At 71.3% G+C, this 11,668-nt stretch carries 10 protein-coding genes; 6 read left to right on the top strand and 4 right to left on the bottom strand.

Annotated features, from left to right (window positions below; all coding sequences use genetic code 11):
* The first annotated feature begins 16 nt into the window (after positions 1-16).
* From AB0K82_RS35875 to AB0K82_RS35865, 3 genes are all read left to right on the top strand, one after another.
* Positions 17-739, top strand: coding sequence for a TIGR03089 family protein (locus AB0K82_RS35875; RefSeq protein ID WP_364405591.1), 723 nt, complete (start codon positions 17-19; stop codon positions 737-739).
* A gap of 44 nt (positions 740-783) precedes the next feature.
* Entirely contained in the window at positions 784-2,208 is a 1,425-nt protein-coding gene (locus AB0K82_RS35870; protein WP_364405589.1) for an LCP family protein, read from the top strand.
* A 141-nt stretch (positions 2,209-2,349) separates the two neighbouring features.
* Positions 2,350-3,471: an acyltransferase family protein gene (locus AB0K82_RS35865; RefSeq protein ID WP_364405587.1), complete on the top strand. Its 1,122-nt coding sequence runs from the start codon at positions 2,350-2,352 to the stop codon at positions 3,469-3,471.
* On the opposite strand, the gene AB0K82_RS35860 is transcribed toward AB0K82_RS35865, so the two are convergent.
* Genes AB0K82_RS35860 through wecB form a run of 3 tightly spaced genes read right to left on the bottom strand, consistent with a single transcriptional unit; the run spans position 3,401 to position 7,366 of the window.
* Positions 3,401-5,635, bottom strand: a complete 2,235-nt coding sequence (locus tag AB0K82_RS35860; protein ID WP_364405586.1) for a glycosyltransferase — start codon at positions 5,633-5,635, stop codon at positions 3,401-3,403. The two genes, AB0K82_RS35865 and AB0K82_RS35860, sit on opposite strands and share 71 nt — an antisense overlap.
* The gene (locus AB0K82_RS35855; protein ID WP_364405584.1) at positions 5,632-6,306 is read right to left on the bottom strand and encodes a hypothetical protein; all 675 of its coding nucleotides are present in this window, start codon (positions 6,304-6,306) and stop codon (positions 5,632-5,634) included. Before AB0K82_RS35855 ends, AB0K82_RS35860 begins: the two co-directional genes overlap by 4 nt.
* A complete protein-coding gene (gene wecB, locus AB0K82_RS35850) occupies positions 6,299-7,366 on the bottom strand; it encodes a UDP-N-acetylglucosamine 2-epimerase (non-hydrolyzing) (RefSeq protein WP_364405663.1) in 1,068 nt (355 codons plus the stop codon). Before wecB ends, AB0K82_RS35855 begins: the two co-directional genes overlap by 8 nt.
* A gap of 50 nt (positions 7,367-7,416) precedes the next feature.
* Between wecB and AB0K82_RS35845 the strand changes: the two genes are divergently transcribed.
* From AB0K82_RS35845 to AB0K82_RS35835, 3 genes are read left to right on the top strand one after another with little or no spacing between them, the layout of a single operon-like run.
* Complete coding sequence (locus AB0K82_RS35845; protein ID WP_364405582.1) at positions 7,417-8,874, top strand: glycosyltransferase family 4 protein; 1,458 nt, start codon at positions 7,417-7,419, stop codon at positions 8,872-8,874.
* Positions 8,875-8,886: 12 nt separating this feature from the next.
* Positions 8,887-10,155, top strand: coding sequence for a nucleotide sugar dehydrogenase (locus AB0K82_RS35840; RefSeq protein ID WP_364405580.1), 1,269 nt, complete (start codon positions 8,887-8,889; stop codon positions 10,153-10,155).
* 23 nt (positions 10,156-10,178) lie between these two features.
* Positions 10,179-11,264 carry a glycosyltransferase gene (locus AB0K82_RS35835; RefSeq protein WP_364405578.1) on the top strand — a complete coding sequence of 362 codons (1,086 nt, stop codon included), beginning with the start codon at positions 10,179-10,181 and terminating at the stop codon, positions 11,262-11,264.
* Between the two features lie 9 nt (positions 11,265-11,273).
* Here the strand turns inward: AB0K82_RS35835 and AB0K82_RS35830 are convergent.
* A partial coding sequence (locus tag AB0K82_RS35830; protein ID WP_364405576.1) for a hypothetical protein occupies positions 11,274-11,668 on the bottom strand: 395 nt, incomplete at its 5' end.

Here is an 11,668-nt window from a genome sequence, read left to right as displayed (position 1 = left end):
CGTAATCTTCACTTTCATGTCACATCCCGTTGAGCTCCTGCGCGGGGCCCTGGCCGCCGACCCGTCCCGTCCGCTCGTCACCTTCTACGACGACGCCACCGGAGATCGCGTCGAGCTGTCGGTGAAGACGTTCGACAACTGGGTGGCCAAGACCGCGAACCTCCTGGTCGACGGGCTCGGTGCGGTACCGTCCGGACGGGTGGCCCTCGCCCTGCCGGGGCATTGGCAGACCGCCGTCTGGCTGTTCGCATGCTGGTCGGCCGGGCTGACGGCGGTGCCGGTCGGCGACGGCGCCATCCCGGGCGACGCCGACATCGTAGCGGCGGAGCCCGCCCGGCTGGCCGAGGCGGCGCGCTCGGCCGCAGACGTCGTCGGGCTGTCCCTGGACTCGCTCGGCGCGCCGCTGGCGGAGTGCCCGCCGGGCGTCATCGACTACGCGGTGGAGGTGCGCGCGTACGGCGACCGTTTCTCCGGCGGCGTCCTCGATGCCGGCGCCCCGGTGGTGGAGTTCGCCGGGCGGACCCTGACGGGGACGGAACTCCTCGCCGAGGCCCGCGCGTTGGGCACGCCAGAGGGCAGCCGGGTGCTCACTACTGTGGGATTCGACACACCTGAGGGTCTCCTGAAAGGTCTGCTGGGGCCTTTGACCTCGGGTGGATCAGTAATAATCTGCCAAAACCTCGACGAGACAGGTTTGGAACGCCGAATCTCAGTAGAACATGTGACATCCGTGATCTGACCGGATCGCCCGTTACATGGATCAATGCCGAGCCGATGGGGCCGATGATCAGCGACTACGACTACCTGGGCCAGGACGATGCGTCCGGTCCCCCGCCGAAGCGGGGGATCTGGTGGCGCGTGATCGGTTGGGCGTCCATCGGGATGGCGGTGGTCCTCGTCGGCACGAGCCTGACCGCCTACGCGGCCTACCGGAAGCTCGAAGGCAACATCAAGCACGAGGACGTCGCCGCCCAACTGGGCGGCAAACGCCCGCCCAAGCTCAACAACGCGCTGAACGTCCTGCTCATCGGCTCGGACCAGCGGAACGGCGCGAACGCCAAGTACGGCAGGGACGTCGGCGAGCGCTCCGACACGATGATCCTGCTGCACCTGTCCCCCGGCGGGAAGAAGGCCGTCGGCATCAGCTTCCCCCGCGACTCGATGGTGGCGATCCCCGCCTGCAAGTCGAGCAGCGGCCACACGATCCCGGCGCAGAGCGCCGCGATGATCAACTCGTCGTTCAACAACGGCGGCGCCGCCTGCACGATCCGGACCATCGAATCGCTGACGAAGATCCGCATCGACCACTTCGTCAAGGTCGACTTCTCCGGGTTCAAGCGGGTCGTGGACGCCCTCGGCGGCGTCGAGATCTGCCTCCCGAAGCGCGTCGCCGACAAGAGCAGCAAGCTGTACCTGTCCGCCGGGCGGCACGTCGTCAAGGGCGAGCAGGCGCTGGCCTACGTCCGCATGCGCCACGGCCTCGGCGACGGCTCCGACACGGACCGCATCAAGCGTCAGCAGAAGTTCCTCGGCGCCGTCGTGAAGAAGGCGACGAGCAACGGCACGCTGAGCAACCCGTCGAAGCTGCTGAGCTTCCTCGATGCCGCGACCAAGTCGGTCACCACCGACAATGACTTCACCATCGACGAGATGAAGAAGGTCGCCGGCAGCGTGCAGGGGATGTCGGCCGGCAAGGTGCAGTTCATCACCGTGCCCTGGGGGGCGTACGCCCCCGACCCCAACCGCATCGCGTGGCGGCAGCCGGACGCGGACAACCTGTTCGCCGCGATCCGCAACGACAACCAGGTGCAGGCCCAGGCCGCCACCAAGAAGGTGAAGATCCCGCCGTCGCAGGTGAAGGTCGAGGTCCTCAACGGCACGGCGACCCCCGGGCTCGCCGGACGGGCCGGGGACCAGCTCAAGGCGCGCGGCTTCCAGGTGGTCAAGGTCGGCACCCTGACCGGCACGAGGCCGAGCAAGACCGAGGTGCGCTACGGCACCGGCGCCGACCAGCAGGCCGCCGCCCTGGCCCAGGTCGTCCCGGACGCCAAGCCGGTCGCCGGACAGGACACTCCGGCCGGGACCGTGGACCTCGTCCTGGGCCCCGACTGGCAGGGGCTGAAGAGCGCGCAGTCGGCCGAGATCCCCTCCTCGAGCGCCGCCGGAGCGGTGAACGCCGCCGCCGACGTCTGCTCGGACAAGTCCTAGACCCGCCGGTCCGCGCCGTTCCTGAGAGGTTCCTCAGAGCTCGGCCGTTGTCCTGCGTGTGCCTCCGAGTGTCGGTATGGTCGTTTCTGAGCCCCGTGATCTCCCCGGGGTCCGGAACTCCGCCTCCACTTCCTGGAATCGATGACCTCGCCGACCGCGAACTACGCCCATTACCCGTCGTCGTCCCCGCCAACGATCCCCGACCTGTACGCCGTCTCGCCCGCGCTGCCCGCCGTGCCCGCCCCCCGCGCACGCCGCCGGCGGGACCCGTTCTTCGACAACGCCAAGTTCCTGGCGATCGTCCTGGTCGTGATGGGCCACTCGATCGTCAACCTGCGCGACGTCCGGTTCGCGCATGCCCTGTACCTGTTCGTCTACACGTTCCACATGCCGGTGTTCATCGTGATCACCGGCTACTTCTCCCGGAACTTCACGTTCTCCGGGGGCAAGGCCCGCAAGCTGATCACCAACCTGGGCGTGCCGTACATCGTCTTCGAGACGGCGTACTCCACGTACCACTGGGCGGTCGGTCACTCCGCCTTCCAGATCAGCCTGCTCGACCCGTACTACCTCACCTGGTTCCTGATGGCGCTGTTCCTGTGGCGCCTGTCCACGCCGGTGTGGCAGCAGATCCGCTGGCCGGTGCTGGTGGCCCTGATCATCTCCCTGCTGTCGGGCATGAGCGACCTGCCGGACGAGCTCGAGATGCACCGCACGTTCGGCCTGGTGCCGTTCTACGTCCTGGGCCTCATGCTCAAGCAGGAGCACTTCGACCTGCTCAAGCAGACCAAGGCCCGTGTGCTGGGGGCGCTGACGCTCCTGTTCGGGTTCGTCTTCACCTTCTTCGTCGCCGACCGCCACATGACGACCGAGTGGGTGTACTGGCGTAGCCCCAACGCCCACATGCACGTGAACAACCTCACGGGCACGGGCATGCGCCTGGGCCTGATGATCGCGGCGACCATCCTGGTGGCGGCGTTCCTGACCATGGTGCCGGCCAAGCAGACGTGGTTCACCGGCCTCGGCGGCGCCACGCTGTACGCCTACCTGCTGCACGGCTTCCTCACGAAGCTGATGGAGTACATGGGCTGGTACGACGTGTCGTTCCTGCACACCATCCCGGGCGTGCTGGTGACCGCGGCGACCGGCGCGGTGGTGGCGACGCTGCTCTGCACCCCGCCGGTGCGCAAGGTCATGCACTGGGCGCTTGAGCCGGATATGTCGTGGGCGTTCGTGCCGCTGCGGCGGCCGCGGAGGGCCTGAGCAGCTCCACCCACCGCTCGCCGACGAGATCGAGGGCGTAGAACCGCGCGACCTCCGCGTGGGCCTGCGCCCTCTCCTCGTCCCACCGGCCCTCCGCGACCATCGCGGCGATCCCCCGCGCCATCGCGGCCGGCGACTCGTGGATCCAGCGCCGGTCGTAGATGGTGTCCGCGCCCGGCCAGCCGAGCAGCGCGGGCACCGCCCCGGACGCCATGCCCTCGGCCGGCGCCAGATGGAAGCTCTCGTCGTCGCTGGTGGACAGCACGAAGCCGACGCGGCGCAGCCACGCGGCGACGTCCGGTCCGGCCGGGTCGAAGACGACCGAGCGCGCTAGGAGCGGCGACCGCCGGATCCGCCGGAACAGCGCCTCGAACGCCTCCCGCTCCTCCGTGCGGTTCCAGATCCACGGCAGGTCCCAGGGCAGCTTCGACTTCACGAACAGCGTGAACCGCGGGTCCTGCCGGCGCAGCTCCTCCAGGACGTCCACGGCCAGGTCGAGGCGCTTGCGCCACGGCGCGATCCCGATCATGCCGAGGTGGAACCGGGCGCCGGGGAGCTTGGCGCGGTCGAACTGCGCGACGTCCACCCAGTTGGGGATCACGGTGATCTTCTCGGCGGGCCAGCCGGTCATCTTGCGCGTCAGCTCCGCGTACGACGGGCTGACGCAGACGACCTGGTCGATCAGGTCGATGTCCAGCCGACCCGGCCACGCGCCGTACAGCTCGAAGCGGTGCAGCCGGACGATCAGGCGCTGGTCCGGGCGGCCGTGCTTCTTGCGCCACTCGCTGTACCAGACGGCGTTCGGGCCGCACCACTCGCAGATGATCACGTCGGCCCACTCGGCCAGCTCCGTGCTGACCTCCGGGTCGTGCGTGCCGAGGGCGGGCCAGCGGTCGACGCGCACCTCGACGTCCGGGAGCGCGCCGATGTGGTCGAGCAGCCGGGTGAAGAACTTCAGGTCGTGCCCGGCCACGACGATCCGCGTCTTGTGCCCGGCCCCGTCGGCTCGCAGCGGCGGGGGGAACGCCTGCCCCAGGTACGTACGGAGCCGGTCGGCCGCCGCGTCGAGGGTGAACGCCCGCGCGGCGTCGAGGCACCGGCGGCGGGCGAGCGCGTAGACCTCCGGGTCGGTCACGTCCGCGAGCACGTCGACGACGTCCTCCTCGGTCGCGGCGAACAGCGGATAGTCCGCGCCGAGGAGGTTCTCGTGCATGGGGGTGCGGTTGAGGACCACCGGCAGGCCGAGCGCCCCCATCTCCAGGACCTTGGTGGACAGCTCCAGGCTCGCGTCGAGCTCCGGGTGGCGCCACGACAGCCCGACGTCGCAGCCGGCCGACACCCGCATCGCCTCGGCGCGCGGGTGGCCGCCGTGCCAGGTCAGACCGGGCGTGGACTCCAGGGCCACGCGCATGCGGCGGGAGAAGCCCGGGTCCTTCCTGTCGTGGTGGATCTTGTCGCCGATCATGTGCAGCTCGGCGTCGATCTGCCGGGCGGCCAGTCGGCGCGGCAGCGCGGTCATCTCGTAGGTGTTCCAGCGCGGCGCGAACTTGCCGGTGTAGACCAGCCGCAGCGGCCTGCCGGGGGCGCGCTCCGCCGCCGGTTCGAGGCCCTCGGGGAGGGCGACGACCGGCGGGAACAGCACGCACTTGCCCGTCGCCTTGTGCAGCACCCCTTCCAGGTGGCAGCGCAGCTCCTCGGTCTGGCAGAGCAGGAACCGGGACGCCTTGGCGACCGCCGCCAGCTCGCCGCGCGTCCTCCCGTCCAGGTCGGCGACGGTCTGCGGCACGTCGGTGAGGTACGTCCACAGCCGCCCGGCCAGGGGCGTCGCGGTCAGCCGCACGGCCAGGCGCTTCCCGCGCACGACGATCAGGTCGTACGGCCGCTCGGCGTCGAGCTCGGTGAGCAGCCCGGCCGCCTCCTCGACGGTGAGCGACGTGGTCGCCTCGTCCGGCCGTCGGCGTACGGTCACCCCGGCCAGCCGCTCGAGCGGCTCGACGAGGCGCGCGGTCTTCACCGGGGCCTTGAGGACGAAGGTCACCTCGACGCCGGCGAGCCGCAGCGCCTGCACCATCCCCTGGGCCCAGATCGCCGACCCGTCGATGAGGTTGAGATCGACGTCGCCGTACACGAGAGCGCGCACGCGTTCTCCTTCTCGCAGGATCATGAGAGCTCTTCGATGCCGAACCGGGCGCACAGGCCGGGCAGCGCGTCGGCGATCGGCGTCCCGGACGGCACGGTGGCGTCCCAGCCGAACCCGGCGATGGCCGGGGCGGAGCCGGCCAGCACGGCGGGGCGGCCCCGGTCACGGGCTACGCTCATCAGGGCGAGGAGCGCCCGGTCGCGATCGGGGACACCCGGGACGCCCAGGTAGGCCCACGGCCCGCCGGGCGCCCCGGCGGCGGCATCGACGATCACCAGGTCGACGTCGGTCGTGTCGAGGACGAGGGCGGCGTCGTGCGGCATCAGCGGCACGACGTGCGCGACGTCCGCCAGCGCCTCGGCGGCGGCCGGGCCGAGCACACCGGCGACCACCAGACCGGTCGCGGGCGCCGCCGCGATCAGCCGGTCCTCGTCGCGCGCGGTGAACATCGGGCGTTCACGGGCGTCCACGGACGTCACGACGTTCGGCGCGCCCCGGTGCCGCCACATGCGGTACAGCTCACGCGGCAGCTGGACGACGCCCTTGCCGGGCCTGCGGGCCGCGTCGGTGACGGCCCGGCCGACCTTCAGGGACGTGGAGCCCTCCAGCGCGGCGACCCGCGCCTCGAGGATCTGGACCCGCGCCTCCCGGTCGGCCAGCGCCGCCTTGAGCCGGGCCACCTGCCGGTCAGCCACCGAGCCACCCCTCGACGACGCGGGCGATGCGCGGGCCGGCCTGGCCGTCCCACAGCGGCGGGTGCTCCCCGTCGCCGCGGCCTGCCGCCAGGGCCTCGGTGACCGCCGGAACGACGTCGTCGGCGGTGACGAGCCGGTTGGTGCCGTGCGTGATCGTGATCGGCCGCTCGGTGTTGGGCCGGAGCGTCAGGCACGGGACGCCGAGGATCGTCGTCTCCTCCTGCACGCCGCCGGAGTCGGTGACGACCGCCGCCGCTCCGCGTACGGCCGCCACGAACTCGACGTAGCCGAGCGGTTCGAGCAGCCGCACGCGCGGGTGCGCGTTCAGGCCGGACTCGGTGAGCACCTTCCGGCCGCGCGGGTGCACCGGCATGACGACGTCCACCAGCTCGGCGATCTCGTGCAGCCGCTTGACCAGGCCGGCCGCGACCTCCGGGTCGTCGACGTTCGCCGGCCGGTGCAGCGTCGCGACGACGTACCGCGCGGGCAGGTCGTACGCCCGCAGCACGGCCTCGGTGTCGAACTTGTCCAGATTCGTGAGCAGCGTGTCGATCATCGGATTGCCCACGAAGTGGATCCGCTCGACCGCGACGCCCTCGGCTGCGAGATGGCCGACGGCCTCCGGGCTGGTGACGAGGCACAGGTCCGACAGCTGATCGACGAGCCGGCGGTTGACCTCTTCGGGCATGGTCATGTCGAAGCTGCGCAGCCCCGCCTCCACGTGGGCGACCGGGATGTGCAGCTTGGCCGCGACGAGGGCGGCGGCGATGGTGGAGTTCACGTCGCCGTACACCATGACGAGCTCGGGTGAACGCTCGATGAACTCCTTCTCCAGCGCCACCATGATCGCCGCGGTCTGGGCGGCGTGGCTGCCGGACCCGACCTCCAGGTTCACGTCGGGTTCGGGCAGGCCGAGGTCGCGGAAGAACACCTCCGACATGCGCTCGTCGTAGTGCTGGCCCGTGTGGATCACCCGCTGCTCGCGGCCCGTCGAGGACAGCGCGGCGATCACCGGCGCCGCCTTGACGAAGTTCGGCCGGGCGCCGAGGACATGCGCGATCACAGTTGCGTTTCCCTTTCGTTCACGAACGATCCCTAACCTCGCCCGCCATGCAGGTGGCGAAGATGCTCTTCTTCGGGGCGGTGCTCGCGTGGCGGCACGCGTGCGCCGATCCCCGCCGGGCGGTCCGGCTGGCCGTACGGCTGGCGCTCCGCGCGGCACCCGGTCGGGTGCGCACGCGGTTCCGCGCGCTCGCCGCGCCGGCCCCGCAGCGCGCCGACCGGGAGAACCGGGACCTGCGCGCGCTGCTCGCCGACGCCGCTCAGGTCAAGTCCCGAGGCCATCGCCACGCGCCCCGGCCGGACGGGGACCGGATGACGGTGCTGCACCTGGTCACGAACGCGCTGCCGCGCACGCAGGCCGGGTACACGGTGCGGACGCACCGCATCGTGTCGGCGCAGCGCGAGCTGGGCCTGGACCCGCACGTCGTGACGCGGCTCGGCTACCCGCTGACCCAGGGCGTCCGGGACGCGCGGGCGTGGTGCGAGGTGGACGGGATCCCCTACCACCGGCTGCTGCCGTGGACGCCGCCGCGCGGGCCGGTACGTGAGGTGCGCAAGGCCGCCGACCTGGCCGGGCGCCTCGTCGAGGAGCTCCACCCCTCGGTGCTGCACGCGGCCAGCAACCACCTCAACGCGGCCGTCGCGCTGGAGCTGCGCCGCAGGTACGGCCTGCCGGTGGTGTACGAGGTGCGCGGCTTCCTGGAGGACTCCTGGCTGTCGCGGGACCCGGCGCGCTCGACCGGCGATGACTTCTACCGGCTCACCCGCGAGCTGGAGACCGCCCGGATGCGCGACGCCGATCTGGTCGTGACGCTCGGCGAGGCGATGCGGGCCGAGATCCAGGGGCGCGGCGGCGTCGGCGACGTGCTGGTCGTGCCGAACGCCGTCGACGACGGCTTCCTCGCTCCCCTGCCGGACGGCGGGAAGCTCCGCGCCGACCTCGGCATCGCCGAGGGCGACGTCGTCGTCGGGCTCACCTCGACGTTCTACGGCTTCGAGGGCATCGACACGCTCATCGAGGCGGCGGCGCTGCGGCGCGACTTCACGCTCCTGCTCGTCGGCGACGGCCCCGAGCGGCCGGCGCTCGAGCGCCGCGCCGCCGAGCTCAAGGTCCCGGCGATCTTCACCGGCCGGGTGCCGGTCGATCAGGTACGTCGGTATCACGCAGTCCTCGATGTTTTCGCGGTCCCGCGGAGAGCGGACCGGGTGTGCCAGTTGGTGACTCCGCTGAAACCGCTGGAGGCGATGGCAGGGGGACTCCCAGTAATAGCAAGTGATGTCAGAGCGCTTCGCGAAATCATCGAACCGGGCGTGACCGGCACGTTAACTCTTCCAGAAGACCCGGAAGCTTGGGCGAATTGCCTGGACCAGCTCATTTACAGTCCGAAGCTACGCGGCGAAATCGGTCAGGCGGCCCGGGAATGGGTCGCGGCGAACCGCACCTGGCGGGCCGTCACGGCCCGCTGTCTCGGCGCCTACCGGGACATCGCCTCCGCAGCATCCTGAAGGGAGCCACTGGTGGATCTGGTGGTCATCGGACTTGGCTACGTCGGCCTCCCGCTCGTGCGGGAGGCCGGCCGCGCCGGCCTCCGGGTCGGCGGGCTGGACCGCGACGCCCGTGTCGTCGCCGGGCTCAAGGCCGGCCTGTCCCACGTCGACGACGTGAGCGCCGAGGACGTCGAGCACATGCTCGCCGCCGGGTTCACGCCCTCACGGGACGAGGACATCCTCGACGGTGCGCGCACCATCGTGATCTGCGTGCCCACACCGTTGTCGTCCGACGGCGGCCCGGACCTGACGGCCGTCCGGGCCGCCGCCCAGACGGTCGCGCGGCACCTGGACCCCGGCACGCTCGTGGTGCTGGAGTCGACGACCTACCCGGGCACCACCGACGAGGTCGTCCGGCCGATCCTGGAGGAGTCCGGCCTGGTCGCCGGCGAGGACTTCCACCTGGCCTTCTCCCCGGAGCGGATCGACCCGGGCAACCCGGTGTACGGCGTCCGCAACACCCCGAAGATCGTCGGTGGCCTCACGCCGTCCTGCGCGCACGCCGCCGCCGCGTTCTACGGCAAGTTCGTCGACCACGTCGTGCAGGCCAAGGGCACCCGCGAGGCCGAGATGGCCAAGCTCCTGGAGAACACCTACCGGCACGTCAACATCGCCCTGGTCAACGAGATGGCGGTGTTCTGCAACGAGCTGGGCATCGACCTGTGGGACTCGATCGCCTGCGCCTCCACCAAGCCGTTCGGCTTCCAGGCCTTCTACCCGGGCCCCGGCGTCGGCGGGCACTGCATCCCGATCGACCCGAACTACCTGTCGTACAAGGTGCGGTCCCTGGGCTACCCGTTCCGGTTCGTCGAGCTGGCCCAGGAGATCAACGAGCGGATGCCCCGGTACGTCGTCGAGCGCGCGCAGGCCCTGCTCAACCGCGAGGGCCTGGCGATGAAGGGCGCCAAGGTGCTCGTCCTCGGCGTCACGTACAAGCCCGACATCGCCGACCAGCGCGAGTCGCCGGCCCGCCCGGTCGCCCGGCGGCTGCGGAAGATGGGCGCCGACCTGAGCTTCCACGACCCGCACGTCGAGAGCTGGGAGGTCGACGGCGAACCGGTGCCGCGCGCCCGCGTGCTGTACACGGCGCTCGCGGAGGCCGACCTCGTGATCGTCCTCACCGACCACCGGGAGTACGACCCGGAGAGCCTCACCCGGCACGCGCGGCTGCTGTTCGACACCCGGGGCGCCACACGCCGCCTCGAGGAAACGGCCGCCGAACGCGTCGAATTGCTGTGACCTGGAATTCATCGGAAATTAAGATGCGGATATTCGTGTGCACCGTCGTGCATCACCCGGAGGACGCGCGAATTCTGCATCGGCAGATCCGCGCGCTTTTGGACGCCGGACACGACGTGACCTATGTGGCGCCGTTCCGGACCTGTAATGTGACGCCCTGGCCGGAGATCGATCCACTCGATGTCCCGCGCGCGACCGGCCGGAACCGGCTGCACGCGCTGCGGACGGCGCGGCGCGTCCTCGCCAGGCACGCGAAGGACGCCGACATCCTCCTGCTGCACGACCCCGAGCTGCTGCTCGCGGTGCCGCACCGGCTCCGCTCGCGCACCGTCTGGGACGTGCACGAGGACACCGCCGCCGCCCTGGGCGCCAAGGGCTGGCTGCCCGCGCCGCTGCGCGTCCCGCTGCGGTTCGCCGTACGCCGCATCGAGCGCCGCGCCGAACGCCGGCTGAAGCTGCTGCTGGCGGAGGAGGGGTACCGCGACCGGTTCCGCCATCCACACCCGGTCGTGCCGAACACCACCCACGTCCCCGACCTGCCGCCGGCCCCGCCCGGCGACGACCGGATCGTCTACGTCGGGCAGCTCTCCTTCGCCCGCGGCGTGAAGGACCTGATCGCGCTGGCCCGGCTGGTGCACGCCGACGGGATCACGCTCGACCTGGTCGGCGGCGCCGACGCCGACGTACGGCCCCTGCTGCGCGACGCCCAGCGGGAGGGGATCCTCCGGTGGTACGGGTTCGTGCCGAACGACCGGGCGCTGCGCATGGCCGAGGGCGCCCTCGCGGGCCTGTCCCTGCTGCACGACACGCCGAACTACCGGCACTCGATGCCCACCAAGGTCGTCGAGTACATGGCACGCGGCATCCCCGTCGTCAGCACGCCGAACCCGATCGCCGCCCGGATCGTCGAGGAGGCGGGCTGCGGCCTCGTCGTGCCGTTCGAGAACCCCGAGGCCACCGCGGCGGCGGTCCGGCGGCTGCGCGACGACCCGGAGCTGCGCCGCGACATGGGCAAGCGCGGCCATGAGGCCGCCCGCGCACGGTTCCACTGGCCCGAACAGGCCCGGTTGTTCGTCGCCCAACTCGAGGAGTGGGCCGTCTCCGCCTGAGTCCGGAATCTAGGCGGCGGTGGGCAGGCGCGCGGCGATGACGGCGGCCAGGCGCGTCGCCGTGTCGGGCAGTCCGGAGCTGACGGTCACGATCGTGCGGCCGACCCGCATCACCACCGTGCCCGACGACGTGCCGATCGCGTACGCCTCGTTGCCGGCGCGCACCCGGTCCCGCGCGCCGTTCTGCGTGTCACGGGCGGCGGCGAACAGCGCCTTGGCCGCCCCGTCGTCGGGAGCGACCCACTGCACGGTGACCGACAGGACCCCGGCCTCCCGCTCCGGCCCGTCGGGGACCCGTCCCCGCGCGCGCAGGAACCAGGCGGTGAATTTGTCGGTGGGGTCGAGTGCTGCGTGCGCCATCGATGACCAGTCCTCGCGGTGGAGGACGGTGAGGTAGCGGTTCA

The organism is Actinoallomurus sp. NPDC052274, from assembly GCF_040679475.1.
Lineage (GTDB): Bacteria > Actinomycetota > Actinomycetes > Streptosporangiales > Streptosporangiaceae > Actinoallomurus > Actinoallomurus liliacearum.
Note: the sequence above shows the minus strand (reverse complement) of the source record. Positions and strands in the feature narration are given on the sequence as shown.

What these genes read in the sequence shown, in the direction of transcription:
- AB0K82_RS35875 (WP_364405591.1), top strand. Translation starts at nt 17, where the DNA reads ATGTCACATCCCGTTGAGCTCCTGCGCGGGGCCCTGGCCGCCGACCCG.
- AB0K82_RS35870 (WP_364405589.1), top strand. Translation starts at nt 784, where the DNA reads ATGATCAGCGACTACGACTACCTGGGCCAGGACGATGCGTCCGGTCCC.
- AB0K82_RS35865 (WP_364405587.1), top strand. Translation starts at nt 2,350, where the DNA reads ATGACCTCGCCGACCGCGAACTACGCCCATTACCCGTCGTCGTCCCCG.
- AB0K82_RS35860 (WP_364405586.1), bottom strand. Translation starts at nt 5,635, where the DNA reads ATGATCCTGCGAGAAGGAGAACGCGTGCGCGCTCTCGTGTACGGCGAC.
- AB0K82_RS35845 (WP_364405582.1), top strand. Translation starts at nt 7,417, where the DNA reads ATGCAGGTGGCGAAGATGCTCTTCTTCGGGGCGGTGCTCGCGTGGCGG.
- AB0K82_RS35835 (WP_364405578.1), top strand. Translation starts at nt 10,179, where the DNA reads ATGCGGATATTCGTGTGCACCGTCGTGCATCACCCGGAGGACGCGCGA.